The organism is Methylobacterium amylolyticum, from assembly GCF_030700245.1.
In the GTDB taxonomy this organism is placed as follows: domain Bacteria; phylum Pseudomonadota; class Alphaproteobacteria; order Rhizobiales; family Beijerinckiaceae; genus Methylobacterium.
The window spans coordinates 1-23,781 of record NZ_JAUYZI010000008.1; the positions used below are offsets into that span (position 1 = coordinate 1).

Genomic DNA, 23,781 nt, shown 5'->3' on the forward strand with positions numbered 1-23,781 from the left:
ACCTCGGCGGCGGCGACGCCCTCGGGGTAGGGCAGGTCGGCCTCGACGACCAGCGCGCGGCGCAGGGGGATCGAGAACGCCACCCCCAGCCAGCCGCCGATCAGGCAGACGAGGCTCGTCTCCCAGAACGGGAAACCGTGCCAGTGGCCGATCAGCACGAGGCCGGGCAGCACCAGGATGACGTTGCACAGCGTGCCCGCCGCCGAGGCCTGGGTCTGGACGATGTTGGTCTCCAGGACCCCCGCCCCGCCCACCGCCCGCAGCGCCCCCATCGCGATCAGAGCCGCCGGGATCGAGGACGAGAACGTCATCCCCGTCTTCAGACCCATGTAGACGTTGGCCGCCATGAACACGACGGTGATCAGTGCGCCCAGCACGATCCCGCGCGCGGTCAGTTCCGGATCACGCCGGGCGTGCCGGGCCGTCCTCGGTGTGCGGGCATCCATCGGCAGCCTTCCTCGTCGCCCGGGAAACCGCGCGAGGGCCACGGGATTTCCGGGACGTACCGCCGCGCCCGGCCGCGGCCCCCACCTCATCGCGAATCGAGTCTGAGATGCGCCACACCATCCCGCCCCGCTCCGGTGCGGCCTTCACGCTCGACAGCGGCCAGCACCTGACGGTGATCGACCCAGAGGGCGAGCAGGTCGCCGACTTACTCGCCTTCGCCCGCCACGACATCGACGAGGTGATCTCCTCCGGGCGCAGCCTCGACTACGCGAGCCGCCTGTTCCTCACGACCGGCGACGCGCTCTACTCCAATCGCAGCACGGTGCTGCTGCGCATCGTCGAGGACACGGTCGGGCGCCACGACTTCCTGCTGACGCCGTGCTCCGCCGACACCTTCCGCATCATCTACGGGGACGAGCACCCGCATCGCGGCTGTTTCGGCAACCTCGCCCACGCGCTGGAATCCTACGGGATCGCACCGGACCGGATTCCAGTGGCGTTCAACGTGTTCATGAATGTCGCGGTGGACGGGCAGACCGGCGCGCTCGAAGTCCGCCCGCCGCTCAGCCGGGCCGGGGATCGCATCGTGTTCCGGGCCGAGACCGACCTGATCATCGGCCTCACTGCCTGCTCGGCGCTCCAATCGAACAACTACGCATTCAAGCCGATCCAGTACGAGATTTCGTCTTAGCGCTCTCCGGACCGGCCGTGAAAAGCAATGGCCCGCGACCGGCCGAGTCCAGAGGCGTGACGTGACTCCCGATCCCTCATCCACAACATGTGTTGTTCCCAGCTTGCGGTCGAGAGACGCGGGAACAACGCATGCTGGCGGTCGGTTCTGCGGACGAAATCCCGGACCGACATGATCCCGGATCCGCGCCCGGACCGTCACAGGCCCTGGCGAAGCCCACTCCCCTGCGCGCGGGTCCACTCGGCCCGCGCCTCCCCGCACTGCGAGTTCTGATGCGTCTTCCGAACGACGACAGCCGGCATCCGCTGGCCGAGCGCTTCCGGACCTTCATCCGACACACCCCCTTCCCCTGCGTCGGCGCCAAGTCCGCCCTCTCGCGCGGCCAGCTCCGGACGATCGTCGCCCGCGACATCGGATCCGGGTGGGACGACACCCGCATCTACCCGGCGCTGCTCGCCTTTATCTGCCGCTACCGGGAGCAGCCCGACCTGTTCCAGAGCTTCGCGGTGATCTTCGAGGGGCCGCGCAGCCTGTCCGAGGAGGCTTTCGAGGCGGCGCTCTGGGAGCGGGTCCAGTCCCTGTCGGACAAGGACGGCTGCCTCGGCCAGGACCCCGATCCCCGCGTGGCCGCCGACCCGGAGGACCCGCACTTCTCGCTGAGCCTCGGCGGCGAGGGCTTCTTCATCGTCGGGCTGCACCCGGGCGCCAGCCGCCGCGCCCGCCGGTTCGAGGCGCCGGTGCTCGTGTTCAACCTCCACGACCAGTTCGCGCGCCTGCGGGCGGAGGGGCGCTACGAGCGCCTGCGCGACTCGATCGTCGAGCGGGACGTGAGTTGGACCGGCTCGGCCAACCCGATGCTCGCCCAGCACGGGCAGAGCTCCGCGGCCCGGCAGTTCAGCGGGCGGGCGGTCTCGGAAGACTGGGTCTGCCCGTTCCAGCGCCGAGACGCGGCGGCGGCGTGGGACGCGCAGCAGGTCGCCGCCGACCTGCGCTCGGGCGCCTTCGTGGCCGGCGGCATGGACGGCTGAGGGGAGATCGGACCATGACGCGGGCGATCCCCTTCCCGGACCGGGACGACGACGCGCTCCTCGCGCTGATCCGGGCGGTGCGCGAGACCGGCTACGGCTTCACCACCGTCACCCCGGCGACCCACGCCCGGGTGAATACCCGACCGGCGAACGCCGAGGCGCGGGCGCTGCGCGACGTGTTCGGCTGGAGCCGGCTGTTCCGGCCGGGCCTGCTCCCGGACGGGCTCGTGGGCCTGATGGAGGCGGCCGGCGCGCTGACCCGCGAGGGCGACCTGCTGCGGGCCGGGATCCGGCTGTCGAGCCTCGACGGCGAGTTGTTCGCCCACTCCGCCTACCCGCCGAGCGCGGCCGACGCGGTGTTCTTCGGCCCCGATACGGTCCGCTTCGTCGGGGCGGTGCTGGAGCACCTCGCGGGGCGGGCGCGGCCGGTGCGCCGGGCAATCGATATCGGCTGCGGCTCGGGCGCGGCCGGGATCACGGTCGCCAAGCGCGCCTCAGGGGCCGCGGTGACGCTCGTCGACATCAACCCCGCCGCGCTCCGCGCCGCGGGGGTCAACGCCCGGCTCGCCGGCACCGACGGGGTCGATCTGCGCCGCAGCGACCTGCTGTGCGGCGTCGACGGGGATTTCGACCTGATCGTCTCGAACCCGCCGTTCATGGTCGATGCCGCGGGGCGCGCATACCGGCACGGGGGCGGCCCCCTCGGCGCGGGCCTCTCGCTGAAGGTGGTCGAGGCGGCCGCCGACCGCCTCGCGCCGGGCGGCAGCCTCGTGCTGTTCACCGGCGCCGCGATCGTGGCGGGCGACGATCCGTTCCGCGAGGCGGCCGGGGAGACGTGCGACCGCGCCGGGCTCGACTGGACCTACCGGGAGTTCGACCCGGACGCCTACGGCGAGGAACTGGACGACCCGGCCTACGCGGCGGCCGAGCGCATCGCCCTCGTCGTGCTGACGGCGACGCGGCCGTGAGCGGGGCAACCATGACCGAGGCAGCCATGACCGGCGCTCCCGAGAGCGCTTCGACGGAGGCGGCCGCCCATGCGCGGGAGGAAGCCGAGCGGGCGGAGTTCCTGCGCGACGCGCTCGCGGGCCTGAGCGGAGAGCCGAAGACCATCCCGGGCAAGTACCTCTGGGACGCGCGCGGCTCCGACCTGTTCGACCGGATCTGCGGCACCGCCGACTACTACCCGACCCGGCAGGAGATGGCGTTGCTGCCCCGCGCGGCCGCCGAGGCCGTCGCCGCAATCGGCCCCGGCGCCACGGTGGTGGAGTTCGGCGCCGGCGCGAGCCGCAAGATCCGCGTCCTGCTCGACGCGCTGGAGCGCCCCGAGGCCTACATCGCCCTCGACATCTCGGGCGCCTACCTGGAGGCCGCGGTCGCGCGGCTCGCGCCGGACTATCCCGGCGTGGCAATGACCCCGTTCTGCGCCGACTACACCCGGCCGGTGCGGCTGCCGGTGGACCTCGCGGGGCGGCCGGTGCTCGGCTTCTACCCGGGCACCAGCATCGGCAACTTCGCCCCCGACGAGGCGGAACGGTTCATGGCCCGCGCCCGGGAGACCCTGGGCCCGAGCCTGTTCCTGATCGGCACCGACGCCACGCAGGATCCCGAGCGCCTGCGACGGGCCTATGGCGGGGCGGACGGGCTGATGGCTGCCTTCCACGGCAACCTGCTGCACCGCCTGAGACGGGACCTCGGCGCCGAACTCGACCCGGACGCCTTCGCCCACACGCTGCGCATCGGCGGCGATCCGCTGCGCGTCGAGGCCCATCTCGCGGCGCGCGATCCCACGACGATCCGCCTCGGCGACACCCGGATCGCCTTCGCGGCCGGCGAGAGCCTGCGCACCGACCTCTCTCACAAATACGCGCCCGAGGCGTTCCGGGCCCTCGCCGTCCGGGCGGGCTGGACTCCGGTCGCCACCGTGGCCGAGGCCGGCGGCAGCTTCTGCCTGCACCTGCTCCGGACCGGCCCGGCGCGGGACTGAGCCTCTTCAAGCGGCGGAGAATTAACCGGCGATGGAGGGATCGCCCGGCCCCGGCCCGCGTTTCATGGGATCCGTCGGGCACCCGCAGGAGGATCGCCGTGGGTCTGGCCGCCTTCGTGTTCTTCGTCGTTCCCTGGATGATCTTCGCGGCGTGGCTGTTCCGCCTGCCGGACGCCCTGCGGCTCGGCGTCCCGCCGACCCCATGGCGGCCGCTCACCGATTATCCCGACCCGCCGCGCGACCAGCGCACGATGGAAAGCCCCCACAACCGGCCGCACGAGGCCGGGTCGAGTTCGGCCGATATGGACAAGCACCGCCCACTCGAGATCGCGTGACGGGCAAGCCGCGCGCGTCGGTCTTCCTCATCCCACGCGGCGCAAAATCCATTCACCGACGCTCGACGCATCGACCCGTGCCCGGATCTCCGGCGACACGGGTTTGACGCGGCGGCGCTCTGCGCGCGGACCGATGGTCAGCGCGGCGCGGGCGAGGCAACGGCCCCCGCGACGATCGCGGACAGGGCCAGGGCGAGCGCCCCGAGGAAGACGAGCGTGGTCACGTTGGAGGCCCCTGATCCCGGCGCCCTGTCGGCGCCGATCCCGCGCGGCAGTCGGATTTGCTTGAGCGCCGGCGGTTAACGCCTGGTTAAACCGGGTGCATTGATTGGGCTGAACAGCCAGGGGATTTGTTTCCGACGTTGTGGGTCGATCCCCGGCACGACGGCGCGGACGGGGATCTCCGTGCATCCGACGCGGTGCATAGGGCGCTGTCCGTCGCATGCACGACACCGACCTCGATCGCATCGATGCCCGGCCATACGCCGCTACGCGCAGCCATGCTGACGCGCAGCCTCGCCGTCATCGCGAACGACAGCGAAGCGCCCCGGGGCAGCGAGCGCTTTTCGGAGATTGGCGATGCCCTCGGTTGCTTTGCTACGCGCGCAAAGACGACCCCGAACGATCACGATGCACTCAATCGAAGAAAGTCTGATTTGGTGAGCGCGCTGGGACTCGAACCCAGGACCTACAGATTAAAAGTCCGTTGCTCTACCAACTGAGCTACGCGCTCGCGCCCGGCCCGCGGCGCGGGGGGCGACGGGGACCGCAATAGGGGAGCGGCGGGAGGGGGTCAACCGATCCGGGCGCGGGCGTCCTCGACGAGGGTGAGGGCCCGGGCGAAGGCGGCCTCGGCGTCGAGGTCGGTGGTGTCGAGCCGCACCGCGTCCTCGGCCATCCGCAGGGGGGCTGCGGCGCGGCCGGCGTCGCGGGCGTCGCGGGCCTCGATGTCGGCGCGGATCGCCTCCAGCGTCGCGGCCTCGCCGCGGCCGGCGAGTTCGCGGTGGCGGCGGCGGGCGCGCTCGGCCGACGAGGCAGTGATGAACAGCTTCACCGGCGCGTCCGGGCAGACCACGGTGCCGATGTCGCGGCCGTCGAGGACGGCGCCGGCCGGGTCGGCGGCGAAGCGGCGCTGCCACGCCAGCAGCGCGGCGCGCACCTCCGGCACCGCCGAGACCCGGGAGGCCGCCTCGCCCATCGCCCGGTCCCGCAGGCGCGGGTCGTCGAGCGAGCCGGCGTCGAGGGCGGCGGCGGCGCCGGCCGCCGCGCCGGCATCGTTCAGGGATGTCCCGGCATCGACCAGCGCCAGCGCCACCGCGCGGTAGAGCAGGCCGGTGTCGAGGTGGGGCAGGCGGTAATGGGCGGCGAGGCGTTTGGCGAGCGTCCCCTTGCCCGAGGCGGCCGGGCCGTCGATGGCGATGACGAGGCGCATCCTCAGCCTCCGATCCGTCCGCCGAGCGCCCGCATCGTCGGCAGGAAGCTCGGGAAGCTGGTGGCGATCATCGCGCCGTCGTCGACCGTGACCGGCGCCCGCGCGGCGAGCCCGAGCACGAGGAACGCCATGGCGATGCGGTGGTCGAGATGGGTGGCGACCGTGCCGCCGCCGGGCGGCGGTTCGCCGCGCCCCTCGACGACGAGGTCGTCGCCCTCGATCCGGTGGATCACGCCGTTCACGGCGAGGCCGGCCGCCACCGCGGCGAGCCGATCGCTCTCCTTGACGCGCAACTCGTGCAGGCCGTTCATCCGGGTCGGGCCCTCCGCGAAGGCCGCGGCCACCGCCAGCACGGGATACTCGTCGATCATCGCGGGCGCGCGCTCGGCCGGCACCTCGACCCCGGTGAGGCGGCTCGCGCGCACCCTCAGATCGGCCACCGTCTCGCCGCCCTCCTCGCGCTCGGCCACCCGCTCGATGTCGGCGCCCATCTCCAGCAGCGTGGTGATGAGGCCGGTGCGCAGCGAGTTCATCATCACCCCCTCGATGGTCACCTCCGACCCGGGGGTGATCAGCGCCGCCACCAGCGGGAAGGCCGCCGAGGACGGATCGGCCGGCACCACCACGTCGGTGCCGCGCAGGGTCGGCTGGCCGGCGAGGGACACCTTCCGGCCGTGGCCGCCGGGACCGTGCGGCTCCACGGTGACCGTGGCGCCGAACAGGCGCAGCATCCGCTCGGTGTGGTCGCGGGTCGCCTGCGCCTCGATCACCGTGGTGGTGCCCGGGGCGTTGAGCCCGGCGAGCAGCACCGCCGACTTGATCTGCGCCGAGGCCGCGGGCGTCTCGTAGGTGATCGGGATCGCTTCCTTGAGGCCGCGCAGCGTCAGCGGCACCCGGCCGCCCTCGGCCTCGGCGAGCACCTGCGCGCCCATCCGGCTCAGGGGATCGAGGATGCGGCGCATGGGCCGCGAGCGCAGCGAGGCGTCGCCGTCGAAGGTCGCGGTGACCGGCTGGCCGCCGACCACGCCCATCATCAGCCGCGAGCCGGTGCCGGCATTGCCGAAATCGAGGGTCTCGGCCGGGTCGCAGAGCCCGCCGATGCCGACACCGCGCACCCGCCAGCGACCCTCGCCGAGGCGCTCGACATCCGCACCGAGCGCCCGCGCCGCGGCGGCGGTGCGCAGCACGTCGTCGCCTTCCAAGAGGCCCTCGACCCGGGTCTCGCCGAGGCTCAGCAGGCCGAGGATCATTGCCCGGTGCGAGATCGACTTGTCGCCCGGCGGGCGCAGACGCCCGCGCAAGGGGGCGCCCGGCGCGGCGGTCAGGGGTTCGGGGGTCGAGGCGTGCGACACGGGCGGGTCCGTCCGGTTCTTCTCCGGCCCGCGCGAGTCGCGTCCGGATCGAGCCGGGCCTGTCGGCGGGAGGGATGGGTCGGCCGGGCGGTTATCACGGGCGCCGCCCCGCGTCATCCGGCGCGCCGACGAAGCCGCGGGCCGGCGCCAAACCGCGGCAGAATCGGCCCGAAATGCCCCGCGCGTCGCTCGATTGACAGGGGCGCCGGCCGCGACTAACGGGGCCCCTCCCCCGAACGCTGTATCGACGACGAGGTGTCCCCCGTGGCCCGACCGGAACTCGGCTTGAAGCGCCAGTGCATGAGCTGCGGCGCGAAGTTCTACGACCTCGCCCGCGATCCCGCCGTCTGCCCGAAATGCGGGGCGACCTACCAGCAGGCGGCCGTGAGCCGCGTCGCCGCCCCCGTGCTCGCGCGCGGCCCGGCGCCGGCCGCAAGCGACGACGAGGACGAGACGGACGAGAAGGGGCCGGAGCTGGTCTCCCTCGACGAGGTCGAAGCGGCCGAGGACGAGGCGGATCCGACGCCGGACGACGAGAGCGGCGAGGACAGCGACTCGGGCGGCGACGACGACACCTTCCTCGAGGAGGAGGATGCGGGCGACGACGACGTGTCCGATCTGATCGACGGGGACATCGAGTCGGACGAGGAGGGCTGAGGCGCCCGCCCGGACCGCAAAAAGGGGGTTGAGTCCCGGCCGCGAGCCGCCTATAGAACCGCCCGCACCGGTCGCCTGAGGCGGCCGATGCAGCGCTCGCGGTAACCCAAACCGCGGCGGACAATGTGGGGCCTTAGCTCAGCTGGGAGAGCGCTTCCATGGCATGGAAGAGGTCATCGGTTCGATCCCGTTAGGCTCCACCATTCTTCTTTCGACAGCGTTCCAGGCTTCGATGCACCGTTCAGGGTGACGCAGACTTGTTGCGAGACCGGTCGCCCGAGGCGGCCGATACGACGCCCGCGGGACCCGAACCGCGGCGGACAATGTGGGGCCTTAGCTCAGCTGGGAGAGCGCTTCCATGGCATGGAAGAGGTCATCGGTTCGATCCCGTTAGGCTCCACCAGTCTATTCCGAAGGACACGAAGGGCGCGGGATCCGGCCTGCGCAGTCTCGCCGAACGGGATCGTGCCGTCCCAGGATTTCGACCGAAGGATTCGCCGCCGCTCCCGTCTTTGCGAGCGGAGCGAAGCAACCCAGGCGCGCCACGGTCTGCGAGCGCGCGCTGTCCTGGGTCGCTTCGCCTGCGGCTCGCGATGATGGCGGCGGCGGGGAGTCCAGCCACCCGCCGCACAAAGCTCCTGCCTCTCTTCGACCTCCGCGCAAACCCGAAAACAATCAGCCGCCGAGCTTGCCGTCGACGCGGCGCGGGACGCCCAGCGGGTTGTCCTGGCGGAGCGCCGCCGGCAGCAGCGCATCGGGCAGGTCCTGGTAGCAGACCGGACGCAGGAAGCGCTGGATCGCGAGGCTGCCGACCGACGTGGTGCGCCCGTCCGAGGTCGCGGGATAGGGCCCGCCGTGCACCATGGCATGGCCGACCTCGACGCCCGTGCCGAAGCCGTTGACGAGGATGCGTCCGACCTTGCGCTCCAAGAGCGGCAACAACTCCCGGGCGGCCGCGTGGTCGCCGTCGTCGATGTGGAGCGCGGCCGTGAGCTGACCCTCCAGCCGCTCCAGCACCGCGCGGATCTCGCCCGCGTCCCGGCAGCGCACCACCAGCGAGGCCGCGCCGAACACCTCCTCCGCCAGATGCGGGTCGGACAGGAACGCCCCGGCCGTGGTGGCGAACAGGGTCGGCTGGCCCTGGTTGTCGCCCCCTGCCTTGCCGCGGGCGAGCGTCTCGACGGCGGAATTGCCCTCAAGCGCCGCGACCCCGGCGCAGTAGGCCCGGTGGATGCCCGGCGTCAGCATCGTCTGCGCGGCCACGCCCGCCAGGGCCTCGGAGGCACCGGCCAGGAACGCGTCGAGGCCCTTCCCCTCCACCGCCAGGATCAGGCCGGGATTGGTGCAGAACTGACCGGAGCCGAGCGTCAGCGCCGCCACGAACGCCTTGCCGATCTCGGCGCCGCGGGCGGCGAGGGCTGCGGGGAACAGGACAACCGGGTTGATCGAGCTCATCTCGGCGTAGACCGGGATCGGCACGCTGCGCTCGGCGGCGATCTTCATCAGCGCCGTGCCGCCGCCCCGCGAGCCGGTGAAGCCGACCGCCGCGATGCGCGGGTCGGCCACCAGCGCCTGGCCGACCTCGATGCCGGCGTCGAGGAGCAGCGAGAACACCCCCGCCGGCAGGCCGCTCGCGGCCACGGCCTTCGCCACCGCGCGGCCGACGAGTTCCGAGGTTCCGGGATGGGCGGGATGCGCCTTGGCCACCACCGGACAGCCGGCGGCGAGCGCCGAGGCGGTGTCGCCGCCCGCCACCGAGAAGGCGAGCGGGAAGTTCGAGGCGCCGAACACCGCCACCGGGCCGACCGCGATGGTGCGCAGGCGCAGGTCCGGCCGGGGCAGCGGCTTGCGCTCGGGCAGGGCCGGGTCGACGCGGGCTTCGAGGAAGCCGCCGTCGCGCACGACGGCCGCGAACATGCGCAACTGCCCGACCGTGCGGCCGCGCTCGCCCTCCAGTCGCGGGCGCGGCAGGCCGCTCTCGGCCATGCAGCGCTCGATCAGCGCGTCGCCGAGCGCGCCGATCTCGTCGGCGACCCGCTCCAGGAAGGCGGCGCGGGTTTCGAGGTCGGTCTCGCGGTACGCGTCGAGCGCCTCGTGCGCGAGCGCGCAGGCCCGCTCGACCTGATCGGGCGTCGCCGAGGTGAAGCCCGGGGCGATGGACCGGCCGCTCGCCGCCTCCACCGCCTGCCAGGGCTCGCCGCCGCCGGGCAGGGTCTCCGAGCCGATCAGGTTCTCGCCGCGCAGGTCCATTGGGGGTACTCCGTCGAGGAATGCGGCCGCCGGCACCGTCCGGCCGGGGCCGCTCACGCTATCGCTTCAGGGCACGCGCGGGTTCAGCCGCGCGGGCGTTCAGCCCCGAGCCTTAGCCAGGGCCTCGTCGCGGATCGCGTCGAGGGTGCGGGTCGGGGTCAGCGCCTGCGGGTCGACGCGGCAGTGCAGCAGCGCCGGCAGGCCGGATTCCAGCGCCCGCTCGAAGGCCGGGGCGAAGTCGGCGGTGCGCCCCACCCGCTCGCCGTGGCCGCCGAAGGCCGCCGCCAGGGCCGCGAAGTCGGGGTTGCGCAGGGTCGTCGCCGAGACGCGGCCGGGATACTCGCGCTCCTGATGCATGCGGATCGTGCCGTACATCCCGTTGTCGAGCACCACGACGACCAGCGCGACGCCGTACTGCACGGCGGTGGCGAATTCCTGGATGCACATCATCACGTCACCGTCGCCGGCGAGCGCCACCACGATCCGCTCCGGGTGGATCCGCTTGGCCATCACCGCGGCGGGCAGGCCGTAGCCCATCGAGCCGGAAGTCGGTGCGAGCTGCGTGCCGAAGCCGCGGAAGCGATAGTAGCGGTGGATCCAGGTGGCGAAGTTGCCGGCGCCGTTGCAGATCACCGCGTCGGCGGGCAACCGGCCGCGCAGCCACGCCACCGCCTCGCCGTACTGGAAGGCGCCGGGCTGGGGCCCGGGCGTCTCGGTCCAGGCGCGGAAGGCGGCGTGCGCCGTCTCCGCCCGGCCGGCGCCGGCCGCGCCGGCGGGCTCCAGGGCGGCGAGCGCCGCGCAGAACGGGCCGGGGGCCGACTGGATCGCCAGATCCGGCTGGTAGACGCGGCCGAGTTCGTCCGCGTCCGGGTAGACGTGGACCAGCGGCACGCCGGGATTGGGGATGCCCAGGAGCCCGTAGGATTGCGAGGGCATCTCGGACAGCCGGCCGCCGATCAGGATCAGCAGGTCGGAGCCGCGGATCCGCTCAACCAGGGCCGGGTTCGGGCCGATACCGAGTTCGCCCGCGTAGTTCGGGTGGTCGGAGGAGAACAGCCCGGCGCGGCGGAAGGAGTTGGCCACCGGCACGTCGAAGCGCTCGGCGAAGGCCGCGAGGTTTGTCCGGTCGGCCTCGCGCCAGCGGCTGCCGCCGATCAGCAGCAGCGGCGCGCGCGCGGCGCGCAGCAGCGTCTCCAGCCGCGCGAGGTCGGCGGGCGCGGGCGCCGGCTCGGCCGGCTCGACCCGGGGCGCGTCGGGGACCGCCACGAGATCGTCCAGCATGTCCTCGGGCAGCGCCACCACCACCGGGCCCGGCCGGCCTTGCATCGCCACGCGGAAGGCGCGGGCGACGATCTCGGGGATCCGGTCGGCCTCGTCGATCTCCACCGCCCACTTGGCGAAGTCGGAGAAGCTCTGGCGGTAATCGACCTCCTGAAACGCCTCGCGACCACGCATCCGGCGGGCGATCTGCCCAACGAACAGGATCATCGGCGTCGAGTCCTGCTTGGCGATGTGCACGCCCGCAGATGCGTTGGTGGCGCCGGGGCCGCGGGTGACGAAGCAGATCCCCGGCCGCCCGGTGAGCTTGCCGGCGGCCTCGGCCATGATCGACGCGCCGCCCTCCTGGCGGCAGACGATCACGTCGACGGCGGCGTCGTGCAGGGCGTCGAGCACCGCGAGGTAGCTCTCGCCGGGCACGCAACTGAGCCGGTCGACGCCCTGGATCACGAGCTGATCGACGAGCACCTGGGCGCCCGTGCGCGTCTCCGCCATGCCGTCCCTCCCGTGCCGCGCCTGGGACGCGACTGATATGTCAGGCCAGATACTGGTGCGCGGCGGCGCTCTGTCAAACCTTTTTCTCGACCCGGAGCCGCGACCGGGGGCAGCCTCAGATCAACGGCCGGCGGTCGAGCGCCTGCCGGGTGAGCGCGTCGAGGAAGACGAACAGGCGCTCGATGCCGGCCACCGCCCGGGCCTCGTCCCGGGTGGCGATCCCCTCGATCACCTCGGCATGGCAGCGGGCGCTCTCGGCGAAGCGGTCGGTCGGCTCGTAGCTGTACCAGAAGCGGCGGGACTGGGCGTGCAGCGCCGCCATCGTCGCGGCGAGCGTGCCGTTGTGGGCGGCTCGGTTGGCCGCCTCGTGCAGGTCGCGCTTGGCCCGGAAATACACCTCCCGGTCGCGGCCCTCGGCGACCTCGGACAGGGCGGCGGAGCAGATTCGGAGGCGGGCGATGTCGGCCTCGCCGCCCCGGCGGATCGCGCAGCGGGTCACCGTCTCGTCCAGCGGCCGGCGCACCTCCAGCAGTTCGAGGTGGCGGATCACGTCGACATTCGTCACCAGCACCCCCCTGCGCGGGTGCACCTCGACGAAGCCGATCGCCTTGAGCCGGGCCAGCGCCTCGCGGATCGGGGTACGGCCCAGCGCCAGCTCGGCCACGAGGTCGCTCTCCGACACCATGGCGCCGGGGGCGAGTCGGCGGCTGACGATCATCGCCTCGATCGCGTCGTAGGCCGTCTCGGCGAGCGAGGGCGGCCGCTTGCGGCCGGCCGCGACCTCACCGGCGGTCACTGTCACTGCCCACGCCTCCCCCTCTACAGACACCCCGCAGATGTCGCTGCCGACGACACTTTCGTCAACGACGCGTGTTGACAACCCGATCGGACCGTCCGCCTAATCGCGTCGTGACATATCAGAACGCGACAAGAGCCGGAACCGCTCGATGTCGCGCTGTCGGCCGCCGCAGCGCCGACGATCAGGAGGAAGACGCCCATGAGCCTGCGCCCGGAGACGCGCGACAAGCTGAAGGCCATCGCCACGCCGACGCTGATGACCGCGCTCTACAAGCGGGGCCTGCGCAACCAGTTCATCCAGAACGTCTATCGCATCAACACCCGGGTGACGGGGACGATGGTCGGCGAGGCGTTCACCCTGCGCTACATGCCGGCGCGCGAGGACCGCAACCCGATCACCATCTTCCGCGAGCGCACCCACCCGCAGCGCGTCGCGGTGGAACAGTGCCCGCCCGGCGCGGTGCTGGTGATGGACAGCCGCAAGGACCCGCGCGCGGCGTCGGCCGGCTCGATCCTGATCTCGCGGTTGCAGGTGCGCGGCTGCGCGGGCGTGGTGAGCGACGGCGGCTTCCGCGACTCGGGCGAGATCGCGCAACTCGACATGCCCTGCTACCACAGCCGGCCCTCGGCCCCGACCAACCTAACCCTCCACGAGGCGATCGACATCAACGTGCCGATCGGCTGCGGCGACGCCCCGGTCTTCCCGGGCGACGTGATCGTCGGCGACGCGGACGGCTGCGTGGTGCTCCCCGCCCACATCGCCGACGAGCTCGCCGACGAGTGCACCGAGATGACGGCGTTCGAGGACTTCGTCACCGAGCAGGTGCTCAAGGGCGACCGCTCGATCATCGGTCTCTACCCCTCCACCGACGAGGGCGTGCCGGCCGAGTTCGCGGCGTGGCGCAAGGAGAAGGGGCGCTGAGCGCGCCCGTCTCCTGGCAGATCAGCCGGCGCCCGCACCCGGCGGCGTGAACAGATCGCGGCGGCCGCGTGACGCCGCCGTGCCCGTCGCCCGGCGCGGCCCGCGGGCGGGATCCAGAACAGATTCGGAGGACGTCCCATGGCAGCGGTGATTCCGGCGGTCGCTCCGGCGCCCGAGATCGAGACGCGCACGGTCAAGAAGGTCTCGTGGCGGCTGCTGCCGCTGATCGTGGTGATCTACTTCGTCGCCTACATGGACCGCACCAACGTCGGCTTCGCCTCGTTCGGGCTGACGAAGGAGTTCGGCTTCTCGGCGACGCTGTTCGGCTGGGGCGCGGGGATCTTCTTCCTCGGCTACTTCTTCTTCGAGGTGCCGAGCAACATCCTCCTGGAGAAGACCGGCGCGCGGGTCTGGATCGCGCGGATCATGATCACCTGGGGCCTGATCGCCGGCGGCATGGCGTTCATCCAGGGGCCGGTGAGCTTCCTGGTGATGCGCTTCCTGCTCGGCGTCGCCGAGGCCGGGTTCTTCCCGGGCATGATCCTGTACTTCACCTACTGGTTCCCGAAGAAGTACCGGGCACGGGTGATCGCGGCGCTGTTCCTCGCGGTGCCGGGCTCGAACGCGCTCACGGCCGTGATCTCCGGGGCGCTGCTGTCGATGGACGGCATCCTCGGTTTCCACGGCTGGCAGTGGCTGTTCATGGTCGAGGCGGCCCCCGCGGTGCTGCTCGCCTTCGTCGTGCTCGCGAAGATGACCGACCGGCCGGCCAAGGCGACGTGGCTCCAGGCCGACGAGCGGCAGTGGCTGGAGGAGACGCTGGAGGCCGAGCGCCAGAGCAAGGTGAAGACGCACGGCCACTTCACCCTGCGGCAGGCGCTCACCGACCGGCGGGTGCTGACGCTCTCGGCGATCTACTTCACCATCGTCACCGCCACCTACGGCATCACCTTCTTCATGCCGATCATCCTCAAGAGCCTGAAGCTCTCGGATTTCGGCACCGGGCTCGCCACCGCCGTGCCCTACGTGATCGGCACGATCGGCATGGTCTCGTGGAGCTGGTCGTCGGACAAGCGCAACGAGCGGCGCTGGCACTTCGTCATCGCCGCGGTGATCGCCGCGGTCGGCCTGATCGCCTCCGGGCCGCTGCTCGGCAGCTTCCTGGCGCTCATCGCGATGAGCGTCGCCACGATCGGCCTCTACGGCACCAAGCCCGCCTTCTGGCCGCTGCCGGCGGAGTTCCTGTCGGGGCCCGCCGCGGCCGGCGGCATCGCGCTGATCAACTCGATCGGCAACCTCGGCGGCTTCGTCGGGCCCTACGTGCTCGGCTACCTCAAGGACGCCACCGGCGGTTACGAGGCGGGGCTGTACTTCCTCGCCGCGATGGCCCTGGCGTCGGGCGTCATCGCCTTCTTCGCGGTGCGCCCGGCCGCGGAGGCGATCACGCCGGATCTCGGCCAGGACGGCCCGCTCGGCTCGCGGCCGGCCCGGCCGAACGCCTGAACGCGGCCCGCCGCCAACGCACGCGCGCCCCGGCCCCGCCGGCCGGGCGCCCTCGGACACGGTCCTGGAGACGGTGATGACCGCACGCAAGAAGACCCTGGCGGACCTGCGCAGCCAGCGCTGGTTCGGCGCCACCGACCTGCGCAGCTTCGGCCACCGCTCGCGCATGCTGCAGATGGGCTACGAGCGCGAGGATTTCAGCGACAAGCCGGTGATCGGCATCATCAACACCTGGAGCGACATCAACCCCTGCCACCAGCACTTCAAGGCCCGCGTCGAGCACGTGAAGCGCGGCGTCTGGCAGGCGGGCGGATTCCCGATCGAGCTGCCGGCGCTGTCGCTGTCGGAGAACTTCGTCAAGCCGACGACGATGCTCTACCGCAACTTCCTGGCGATGGAGGTCGAGGAGTTGCTGCGCCAGCACCCGGTCGACGGCGCGGTGCTGATGGGCGGCTGCGACAAGACCACCCCCGGCACGGTGATGGGCGCCATCTCGATGGACCTGCCGTTCGTCTACCTGCCGGCCGGCCCGATGATGCGTGGGCACTTCGGCGGCACGATCCTCGGCTCGGGCTCGGACGTGTGGAAGTACTACGCCGAGAAGGAGGCGGGCACGATCACCACGCAGCAGTGGAACGACATGGAGGCGGGCATCGCCCGCTCGGCCGGCACCTGCATGACCATGGGCACCGCCTCGACCATGACCTCGATCACCGAGGCGATGGGCCTGTCGCTGCCGGGCGCCGCCTCGATCCCCGCCGCCGACGCCGATCACCCGCGCATGGCCGGCGCCTGCGGGCGGCGCATCGTCGAGATGGTCTGGGAGGACCTGAAGCCGTCCGACATCATCGACCGGCGCTCGATCGACAACGCGCTCGTCGTGCACAACGCGCTCGCCGGCTCGACCAACGCGATGATCCACCTCGTGGCGATGGCCGGCCGCGCGGGCTTCCCCGTCAAGCTTACCGAGTTCGACGACTTCGCCCAGAAGGTGCCGGTGATCTGCAACCTTCGGCCATCGGGTCAGTACCTGATGGAGGATTTCCACATCGCCGGCGGCATCCGGGCGCTGATGCTGAACCTCGCGCCGCTGCTGCACCTCGATGCGCGCTCGGTGACCGGCGGCACGGTCGGCGACGGCCTGGCCGGCATCAAGGTGTTCAACGACGACGTGATCCGGCCGCTGGACAAGCCGATCGTCTCGCTCGGCGGCACCGCCATCCTCTACGGCAACCTCGCCCCGGACGGCTGCGTGATCAAGCCGCCGGCCGCCGACCCGCGCTTCCTCAACCACACCGGCCCGGCGCTGGTGTTCGACGACTACGACGCGATGAGCGCGGCGGTGAACGACCTCGACCTCGACGTGACCCCCGACCACATCCTCGTCCTGCGCAACGCCGGCCCGGTCGGCGGCCCCGGCATGCCGGAATGGGGGATGCTGCCGCTGCCGAAGAAGCTCCTGCGGCAGGGCATCCGCGACATGCTGCGCATCTCCGACGCACGCATGAGCGGCACCAGCTACGGCGCCTGCATCCTGCACGTCTCGCCGGAATCGGCGGTGGGCGGGCCGCTCGCCGCCGTGCGCAACGGCGACCTGATCACCGTCAACGTCGCCGAGCGCAAAATCCATCTGCACGTGGACGACGCCGAGATCGCCGCGCGAGTGAAGGCGTTCAAGGGGCCGGACCGCGCCTATCCCCGGGGCTACAACCGCCTGTTCGCCCAGCACGTGCGGCAGGCGCACGAAGGCGCAGACTTCGATTTCCTCGAAGGCAAGGGCGGCATCCCGGAGCCGGAGATCCACTGAGGACCGGCCGATCCGGTGCATGGGGGAGGATACGGCATGATCGTCACGCGGCGCAGCGTTCTCGGGGGTCTCGGCGCGGGTCTGGGCGCGGGCCTCGGCGCGGCGGCGGGGGGCCGCGCCGCGGCGCAGTCGTTCCCGTTCCGGCCGAACCAGCGCTACCCCGACCCGGCGGTCGAGATCCTCGATCCGAGCTTCGCGAAGTACCGGATCTACAGCAGCACCCTGGAGCAGGTCGCCACCGGCATGCGCTGGGCCGAGGGGCCGGCCTACTTCCCCGAGGGCGGCTACCTGCTGTTCAGCGACATCCCCAACAACCGGATCATGAAGTTCGACGAGCGGGACGGCAGCGTCTCGGTGTTCCGCGAGCCGTCGAACTACGCCAACGGCAACACCCGCGACCGGCAGGGGCGGCTGATCACCTGCGAGCACTCGGTGACCCGCCGCGTCACCCGCACCGAGCCGGACGGGACGCTCACGGTGGTGGCCGACGCCTACGAGGGCAAGCGCCTCAATGCGCCGAACGACGTGGTCGTGAAATCGGACGACACGATCTGGTTCACCGATCCACTGTTCGGCATCAACGGCACCTGGGAGGGCTTCAAGGCCAAGCCCGAGCAGGCGACCACCAACGTCTACCGCATCGGCGCGGGCGGCAAGCTGACCGCAGTGATCACCGACCTCGTCAATCCGAACGGGCTCGCCTTCTCCCCGGATGAGTCGAAGCTCTACGTCGTCGAGTGGAAGGGCACGCCCAACCGCAGCATCTGGAGCTACGACGTCGGAGCCGACGGGACGGTATCCAACAAGACCAAGCTGATCGACGCCGCCGACCAGGGGGCGCTCGACGGCTTCAAGGTCGACCGCGACGGCAACCTGTGGTGCGGCTGGGGCTCAAACGGCCTCCTGAACGAGCAGCCGACCGAGATCGGCGACCGCAAGGTCTATACGCTTCGCGGCAAGCCCGAGGATCTCGACGGGGTGAAGATCTTCAACCCGCAGGGCAAGCCGATCGGCTTCATCCGCCTGCCCGAGCGCTGCCCGAACCTGTGCTTCGGCGGCCCGAAGGGCAACCGCCTGTACATGGCGTCCTCGCACTCGCTCTACGCCCTCTACGTCGAAGCCCACGGCGCTGCCTGAGGGCGCCGCGCCGGCCGGTCCGGGGCGCGTCCCCGAACCGTCCGAGCTCACACCACGGAGACCCGACATGACAGCGATCGATCCCCGGCTCGCCAAGGCGCTGACCGGCATCTCCGGCATCCTCGTGACGCCGTTCGACGCGAACGACCGGGTGGCGCCGGACCGGCTCCGGCCGATCATCGACCGGGCCGTGGACGCGGGCGTCCACATCCTCGTGGCCAACGGCAACACCGGCGAGTTCTACGGCCTGACCACCGACGAGGCCGAGACGATGGTGAAGGCGGTGGCCGAGCAGATCGCCGGCCGGGTGCCGCTGCTCGGCGGCGTCGGCCGCAGCATCAACGACGCGAAGCGCCTCGCGAAGGCCTCGCGGGCGGCCGGCGCCTCGGCGCTCATGGTCCACCAGCCGCCGGACCCGTTCGTCTCACCCCGCGGCGTGGTCGAGTACGTCAAGCGCGTGGCCGAGGCCGGCGACGGGCTGCCGCTGATGCTCTACCTGCGCAACGACGGCATCGGCCTGTCCGCGATCGAGGCGCTGTGCCGGGTCGAGGGCGTGGCCGGCGTGAAGTGGGCCGCCCCGACGCCGCTGAAGCTCGCCGAGGCGATCCGGCGGTGCAGCCCGGACATCGTCTGGGTGGGCGGGCTGGCCGAGACCTGGGCGCCCCCGCTCTGCGCGGTGGGGGCGCGGGGCTTCACCTCTGGGCTGATCAACGTGTGGCCGGAGCACTCGGTCGCGATCCACGCGGCGCTGGAGGCCGGTGACTACCCGAAGGCCAACGCGCTGATCGCGACGATGCAGGCCTTCGAGGAGATCCGCGCCGAGGAGCAGAACGGCACCAACGTGACCGCGGTGAAGGCGGCGCTGGCGGCGATCGGCCAGGATTGCGGCCCGACGCGCCCGCCCTCCGCGTGGCCGCTCACCGAGGCGCAGACCGCGACCATGCGGACGATGCTCGCCGAGTGGGGCCTCACCAAGGGCTGACGCTCCGGGCGCGGCGGCCACCGGCCGCGCCCGGCTTCCCGCAGCGACGGCGACGCGTCGTTAACCAGCCTCGCGCCGCCCCTGCTCCTCCCTCTGCAGTTCTACTTTTGGTTGTTGTGCAGGAAAATATGTCGGCGTATCTTCGATCGGGGGGCGCTCTTAACCGGTAATTAGGCCGAAGACTGCAACTTCGCGTGGCAATCTGCTTGGACGCGTCCATGTCCGACATCAACAAGAGGCGTGACGACCGCACCTCGGTCGACTGGATCGGCATGATCCGGCTGGTCGACGGGGACGAGATTCCCTGCACGATCAAGGACGTGTCGCGCAGCGGCATGAAGCTGACGGCCCCGCAGGATCGCTCCCTTCCCGAGACGTTCACCCTGAAGGTGGTGGGCCGCAACCTCGTGTTCCGCGTGCGGCTGGCGTGGCGGCGCGAGCACCAAGTCGGCGTGCAGATCGAGCGGATCGCGCGGCTTCCCAAGGACAGCGCCGCCGCGCCGGCACCGCAGGCGGCGGAGACCGCGCACAACCGGCTCGGCTCCCGCGAGCGCTACCAGCCGGGGCTGTGATCCGGAGTGCCGCGCGGGCGCGCGGCACCTCGACCCCGCCCGGCCTTTCCCCTATAGCCGCAGCCGAGAACCGGAACCGGGACCGCCGAGCCGGCACGCTCGGCCGGCAGCGGCTCCGGCGCAAGCCGTCCGGACAGCCACCCGTGCCCTCGCCAGGATCGTCGACGCCCCGTGGAGCGGACACCGATGCGCGCGGTCCTGATGCGCGCGGTGCGGCCCCCCGGCGCGCGTGGGGCGGGCCGCACGCCCGCTCGCTCGGCCGCGCGGCGCGCCTGCTGGCCGCCGCCCTGGCCGTGAGCCTCCCTCGTCCGGTGCGGTCCGAGGCGCCCGCCGTTCCGCCGAGACCCGAAACCGCGGCGCTGATCGCCGACCTGCGGACGCGGATCCTGGCCGCCCACAGCGCGACCGCGGCGCTCGAAGCGTGGTGCGCCGAGCACCGGCTGGCCGGGGAGGCGCGCCTCGTCGCCCAGCGGCTGCCCGTGGCCGACAAGCCGCCGACGCCCGCGCAGCGCGCCCGCCTCGGCGTCGGCCCGGACGAGCCCGTCCGCTACCGCCGCGTGCGCCTCGCCTGCGGCGACCGGGTCCTGTCCGAGGCCGACAACTGGTACGTGCCGGCGCGCCTCAGCCCGGAGATGAACGCCGCGCTCGACACCACTCGAACGCCGTTCGGACGCGTCGTGCGCCCGCTCGCCCCGGTCCGCAGCACCGTCGCGGTGCGCCCCCTCGCCCCGGGCGACGCCCCGGGTCCCGACGCCCCCCTGTTCGAGGTCGACGCCGTCCTGGTGACCGGGACGGGGGAGCCGTTCTGCGAGGTGGTCGAGACCTATCTCGGGGGCGCCCTGCCCTCGCCGCCCTGAACCGCAACTCCGGGACAGCCCATGCCTTCCGCCCTTCGCCCGGCCGCCGTTTCCGGCCTCATCGCCGGCCTCGCCGCGCTCCTGACCGCCGGTCCCGCCCGGGCGGCCGATCCGAGCGGCCTGTGGCTCACCGAGACCGGCAGTTCGCGGGTGCGCGTCGCCCGCTGCGGCGCCGGCTATTGCGGCACCCTGGCGAGTGCGCCGGGCAAGGGCCTCGACGTGAAGAACCCCGACCCGGCCCTGCGGACCCGCAGCGTGGTCGGCGTGCAGATCCTCGACGCGCCGCGGGCGGAGGGCGGCGGCTACGCCGGCACCCTCTACAACCCGAACGACGGCAAGACCTATTCCGGCTCGGTCAAGCTGACCGGCCCGGACACGCTCGAAGTCTCGGGCTGCGTGCTCGGCGTGCTCTGCAAGCGCCAGACCTGGACCCGGGTGCGCTGAGCGCGCCCCGGATTCGCCCCGGTCAGGCCGCCTCCGACAACGCCTGCTCGATCGCGTCGAGCGCAGCCTGGGCGCCGGCGCCGTTGGGTCCGCCGGCCTGGGCCATGTCGCGGCGCCCGCCGCCGCCCTTGCCGCCGAGTGCGCCGACCCCCGCCCGCACCAGCCCGACCGCGTCGTAGCGCCCGGTCAGGTCCTCGGTCACCCCGACCACGAGGCCGGCCTTGCCGTCCGGGCTGACGCCGACGATCGCGACGACGCCCGAGCCGAGCCGCTTCTTCTCCTCGTCGATGATCGGCTTCAGATCCTTCATGTCGAGGCCTTCGATCACCGACCGCCGGAACGTCACGCCGCCGACCTCCGTCTCGCGCGACCCGCGGCTCGATCCGCCCTCGCCGCCGCCCATCGCCAGCTTCCGTCGCGCCTCGGCCAGTTCCCGCTCCAGGCGGCGGCGGTCCTCCATCAGCGCCGAGAGCCGGTCGGGCGCCTCGCTCGCCGGGGCCTTGAGGATTCCGGCCAGCGCGGCGAGCGTGCGCGCCTCATCCCCCCGGTGCCGGCGGGCCGCGTCGGCGGTCAGCGCCTCGATCCGGCGCACCCCCGCGCCGACCGCGCTCTCGGACACGATGGTGATGGCGCCGATGTCGCCGGTGCGCGCCGCGTGGGTGCCGCCGCACAATTCCACCGAGAATTTTCTGGGACTGACCGCGACGGGATCCGCGTCGAGGCCGGAGCCCATCGAGACGACGCGGACCTCGTCGCCGTACTTCTCGCCGAACAGCGCCCGGGCGCCGGAGGCGATGGCGTCGTCCACCGCCATCAGCTTGGTCATCACCGGCGCGTTCTGGAGCAGCACGGCGTTGGCGATGTCCTCCACCCGGGCGATCTCGGCGGCCTCGATCGGCTTCGGGTGGCTGATGTCGAACCGCAGCCGCTCGGGGGAGACCAGCGAGCCCTTCTGCGCGACGTGGTCGCCGAGCACCTGCCGCAGCGCCTCGTGCAGCAGGTGGGTCGCCGAGTGGTTGGCGCGGATCGCCCGGCGGCGGGCGTGGTCGACCTTCAGCTCGACCGGCTGTTCGAGCCGCAACGTCCCCTCCTCCACGGTGACGTGGTGGACGAACAGGTCGCCGAGCTTCTTCTCGGTGTCGGTGACGCGCGCTTTGAAGCCGGCGCCGAGGATCAGGCCGGTATCGCCGACCTGGCCACCGGACTCCGCGTAGAACGGCGTCTGGTTGAGCAGCGCGAGGCCGCTCTGTCCGGCCTCAAGGGCCGAGACTTCCGCCCCCTCGCGCAGCAGCGCGGTCACGACGCCTTCGGCCGTCTCGGTCTCATAACCCAAAAATTCGGTGGCGCCGACGCGCTCCCTGATGCCGTACCAGACCGTCTCGGTGGCGGCCTCGCCCGACCCCTTCCAGGCCTCGCGGGCGGCTTGGCGTTGGCGCTGCATCGCCGCCTGGAAGGCGTCGGTGTCGACGCCGATACCGCGCGCCTTCAGCGCGTCCTGGGTGAGGTCGAGGGGGAAGCCGTAGGTGTCGTAGAGGGTGAAGGCGGTCTCACCCGAGAGGTTCTGGCCCGCGCTCAGGTCGCGGCTCTCGGCGTCGAGGATCGACAGGCCGCGCTCCAGGGTGCGGCGGAAACGGGTCTCCTCCAGCTTCAGCGTCTCGGAGATCAGCCCCTCCGCCCGCATCAGCTCGGGGTACGCCTGTCCCATCTCGCGCACCAGCGTCGGCACGAGGCGGTACATGGTCGGCTCGCGCGCGCCCAGGATCTCGGCGTGGCGCATGGCGCGGCGCATGATCCGGCGCAGCACGTAGCCGCGGCCCTCGTTGCCCGGCAGCACCCCGTCGGCCACGAGGAAGGACGAGGCCCGCAGGTGATCGGCGATCACCCGGTAGGAGGCGAGCGTGTCGGGCTCCGGCGCGCGGGAGACGGCGTGGGCCACCGCCTCGATCAGCGCCCGGAACAGGTCGGTGTCGTAGTTCGAGTGGACGCCCTGGAGGATCGCGGCCATCCGCTCCAGGCCCATGCCGGTGTCGATCGACGGCCGCGGCAGCGGGTTGCGGGTCCCGGGCTCGACCTGCTCGTACTGCATGAACACGAGGTTCCAGAACTCCAGGAACCGGTCGCCGTCCTCGTCGGGTGAGCCGGGCGGGCCGCCCTGGAGCGCCGGGCCCTGGTCGATGAAGATCTCGGAGCACGGCCCGCAGGGACCGGTGTCGCCCATCTGCCAGAAATTGTCGGAGGTCCCGATCCGGATGATCCGCTCGTCCGAGAACCCGGCGATCCTTTTCCACAGGGAAGCCGCCTCGTCGTCGTCGGCGTAGACGGTGACCAGGAGCTTGTCCGGCTTGAGCCCGAACTCCTTCGTGATCAGCGTCCAGGCCAGCTCGATCGCGCGATCCTTGAAGTAGTCGCCGAACGAGAAATTGCCGAGCATCTCGAAGAAGGTGTGGTGGCGCGCGGTGTAGCCGACGTTGTCGAGGTCGTTGTGCTTGCCGCCCGCCCGGACGCACTTCTGCGCCGTGGTCGCCCGGTCGTAGGGCCGCTTCTCCACGCCGGTGAAGACGTTCTTGAACTGCACCATGCCGGCGTTCGTGAACATCAGCGTCGGGTCGTTCTTCGGGACGAGCCCCGACGAGGGCACGACGGCGTGTCCGGCACGCGCGAAGAAGTCGAGGAAGGTCGACCGGATCTCGTTGACGCCGCTCATCGGGCTGACTCTGGCAGGGCTCGTGGGGTCCGGGTCGACGCCGTCGCGCGCCCGCATCGCGCCCTCTTAAGGAGAGGCGGGCGCCGAGTCACGGCCAGGGTGC

General features: G+C 72.0%; 21 protein-coding genes and 3 tRNA genes. 16 read left to right on the plus strand and 8 right to left on the minus strand.

Features of this window, described 5'->3' with window-relative positions:
* A partial coding sequence (locus tag Q8W71_RS07895; protein WP_305524800.1) for an OPT family oligopeptide transporter occupies window positions 1-446 on the minus strand: 446 nt, incomplete at its 3' end.
* Window positions 447-553: 107 nt separating this feature from the next.
* On the opposite strand from Q8W71_RS07895, the gene Q8W71_RS07900 reads away from it, so the two are divergent.
* The 5 genes from Q8W71_RS07900 (at window position 554) to Q8W71_RS07920 (ending at window position 4,488) form a co-directional block, all read left to right on the plus strand.
* Window positions 554-1,138: a DUF1989 domain-containing protein gene (locus tag Q8W71_RS07900; protein WP_370875362.1), complete on the plus strand. Its 585-nt coding sequence runs from the start codon at window positions 554-556 to the stop codon at window positions 1,136-1,138.
* Window positions 1,139-1,410: 272 nt separating this feature from the next.
* The gene (gene gntA / locus Q8W71_RS07905; RefSeq protein WP_305524801.1) at window positions 1,411-2,166 is read left to right on the plus strand and encodes a guanitoxin biosynthesis heme-dependent pre-guanitoxin N-hydroxylase GntA; all 756 of its coding nucleotides are present in this window, start codon (window positions 1,411-1,413) and stop codon (window positions 2,164-2,166) included.
* Between the two features lie 14 nt (window positions 2,167-2,180).
* The gene (locus Q8W71_RS07910) at window positions 2,181-3,134 is read left to right on the plus strand and encodes a class I SAM-dependent methyltransferase (RefSeq protein WP_305524802.1); all 954 of its coding nucleotides are present in this window, start codon (window positions 2,181-2,183) and stop codon (window positions 3,132-3,134) included.
* A gap of 11 nt (window positions 3,135-3,145) precedes the next feature.
* Window positions 3,146-4,153, plus strand: coding sequence for an L-histidine N(alpha)-methyltransferase (gene egtD, locus Q8W71_RS07915; RefSeq protein ID WP_370875363.1), 1,008 nt, complete (start codon window positions 3,146-3,148; stop codon window positions 4,151-4,153).
* A 98-nt stretch (window positions 4,154-4,251) separates the two neighbouring features.
* Entirely contained in the window at window positions 4,252-4,488 is a 237-nt protein-coding gene (locus Q8W71_RS07920) for a hypothetical protein (RefSeq protein WP_305524803.1), read from the plus strand.
* Window positions 4,489-5,145: 657 nt separating this feature from the next.
* Here the strand turns inward: Q8W71_RS07920 and Q8W71_RS07925 are convergent.
* The 3 genes from Q8W71_RS07925 to aroA form a co-directional block, all read right to left on the minus strand.
* Window positions 5,146-5,221 (minus strand) — tRNA-Lys (locus Q8W71_RS07925).
* Window positions 5,222-5,281: 60 nt separating this feature from the next.
* Window positions 5,282-5,920, minus strand: a complete 639-nt coding sequence (cmk, locus tag Q8W71_RS07930) for a (d)CMP kinase (RefSeq protein WP_305524804.1) — start codon at window positions 5,918-5,920, stop codon at window positions 5,282-5,284.
* Between the two features lie 2 nt (window positions 5,921-5,922).
* Window positions 5,923-7,272 (minus strand): 3-phosphoshikimate 1-carboxyvinyltransferase, encoded by a 1,350-nt coding sequence (gene aroA / locus Q8W71_RS07935; RefSeq protein WP_305524805.1) that lies wholly within the window; start codon window positions 7,270-7,272, stop codon window positions 5,923-5,925.
* A 264-nt stretch (window positions 7,273-7,536) separates the two neighbouring features.
* Here aroA and Q8W71_RS07940 point away from each other — a divergent pair, with 264 nt between their 5' ends.
* The 3 genes from Q8W71_RS07940 to Q8W71_RS07950 all read left to right on the plus strand — a co-directional run bounded on the left by Q8W71_RS07940 (window position 7,537) and on the right by Q8W71_RS07950 (window position 8,332).
* Window positions 7,537-7,929 (plus strand): TIGR02300 family protein, encoded by a 393-nt coding sequence (locus Q8W71_RS07940; protein ID WP_305524806.1) that lies wholly within the window; start codon window positions 7,537-7,539, stop codon window positions 7,927-7,929.
* A 127-nt stretch (window positions 7,930-8,056) separates the two neighbouring features.
* Window positions 8,057-8,132, plus strand: a tRNA-Ala gene (locus Q8W71_RS07945).
* A gap of 124 nt (window positions 8,133-8,256) precedes the next feature.
* Window positions 8,257-8,332, plus strand: a tRNA-Ala gene (locus Q8W71_RS07950).
* A gap of 272 nt (window positions 8,333-8,604) precedes the next feature.
* On the opposite strand, the gene Q8W71_RS07955 is transcribed toward Q8W71_RS07950, so the two are convergent.
* The 3 genes from Q8W71_RS07955 to Q8W71_RS07965 all read right to left on the minus strand — a co-directional run bounded on the left by Q8W71_RS07955 (window position 8,605) and on the right by Q8W71_RS07965 (window position 12,754).
* Window positions 8,605-10,179 carry an aldehyde dehydrogenase (NADP(+)) gene (locus tag Q8W71_RS07955; protein ID WP_305524807.1) on the minus strand — a complete coding sequence of 525 codons (1,575 nt, stop codon included), beginning with the start codon at window positions 10,177-10,179 and terminating at the stop codon, window positions 8,605-8,607.
* A gap of 99 nt (window positions 10,180-10,278) precedes the next feature.
* On the minus strand, window positions 10,279-11,952 hold the full coding sequence (locus Q8W71_RS07960) for a thiamine pyrophosphate-binding protein (RefSeq protein ID WP_305524808.1): 1,674 nt from the start codon (window positions 11,950-11,952) through the stop codon (window positions 10,279-10,281).
* 115 nt (window positions 11,953-12,067) lie between these two features.
* Entirely contained in the window at window positions 12,068-12,754 is a 687-nt protein-coding gene (locus tag Q8W71_RS07965; RefSeq protein WP_305524809.1) for a GntR family transcriptional regulator, read from the minus strand.
* A gap of 195 nt (window positions 12,755-12,949) precedes the next feature.
* On the opposite strand from Q8W71_RS07965, the gene Q8W71_RS07970 reads away from it, so the two are divergent.
* The 8 genes from Q8W71_RS07970 to Q8W71_RS08005 all read left to right on the plus strand — a co-directional run bounded on the left by Q8W71_RS07970 (window position 12,950) and on the right by Q8W71_RS08005 (window position 20,974).
* On the plus strand, window positions 12,950-13,672 hold the full coding sequence (locus tag Q8W71_RS07970; RefSeq protein ID WP_305524810.1) for a ribonuclease activity regulator RraA: 723 nt from the start codon (window positions 12,950-12,952) through the stop codon (window positions 13,670-13,672).
* Window positions 13,673-13,810: 138 nt separating this feature from the next.
* Window positions 13,811-15,175, plus strand: a complete 1,365-nt coding sequence (locus Q8W71_RS07975) for an MFS transporter (protein WP_305524811.1) — start codon at window positions 13,811-13,813, stop codon at window positions 15,173-15,175.
* Between the two features lie 76 nt (window positions 15,176-15,251).
* Window positions 15,252-16,982 (plus strand): L-arabinonate dehydratase, encoded by a 1,731-nt coding sequence (gene araD, locus Q8W71_RS07980; protein WP_305524812.1) that lies wholly within the window; start codon window positions 15,252-15,254, stop codon window positions 16,980-16,982.
* A 36-nt stretch (window positions 16,983-17,018) separates the two neighbouring features.
* A complete protein-coding gene (locus tag Q8W71_RS07985; RefSeq protein ID WP_305524813.1) occupies window positions 17,019-18,119 on the plus strand; it encodes an SMP-30/gluconolactonase/LRE family protein in 1,101 nt (366 codons plus the stop codon).
* A gap of 67 nt (window positions 18,120-18,186) precedes the next feature.
* Window positions 18,187-19,101, plus strand: coding sequence for a dihydrodipicolinate synthase family protein (locus Q8W71_RS07990; RefSeq protein WP_305524815.1), 915 nt, complete (start codon window positions 18,187-18,189; stop codon window positions 19,099-19,101).
* Window positions 19,102-19,319: 218 nt separating this feature from the next.
* Window positions 19,320-19,673: a PilZ domain-containing protein gene (locus tag Q8W71_RS07995; RefSeq protein ID WP_305524816.1), complete on the plus strand. Its 354-nt coding sequence runs from the start codon at window positions 19,320-19,322 to the stop codon at window positions 19,671-19,673.
* A gap of 293 nt (window positions 19,674-19,966) precedes the next feature.
* Window positions 19,967-20,530: a hypothetical protein gene (locus Q8W71_RS08000; RefSeq protein WP_370875364.1), complete on the plus strand. Its 564-nt coding sequence runs from the start codon at window positions 19,967-19,969 to the stop codon at window positions 20,528-20,530.
* A 21-nt stretch (window positions 20,531-20,551) separates the two neighbouring features.
* Complete coding sequence (locus Q8W71_RS08005; protein WP_305524817.1) at window positions 20,552-20,974, plus strand: DUF2147 domain-containing protein; 423 nt, start codon at window positions 20,552-20,554, stop codon at window positions 20,972-20,974.
* 22 nt (window positions 20,975-20,996) lie between these two features.
* On the opposite strand, the gene alaS is transcribed toward Q8W71_RS08005, so the two are convergent.
* Window positions 20,997-23,678 (minus strand): alanine--tRNA ligase, encoded by a 2,682-nt coding sequence (gene alaS, locus Q8W71_RS08010; protein WP_305524818.1) that lies wholly within the window; start codon window positions 23,676-23,678, stop codon window positions 20,997-20,999.
* Window positions 23,679-23,781: the final 103 nt, after the last annotated feature.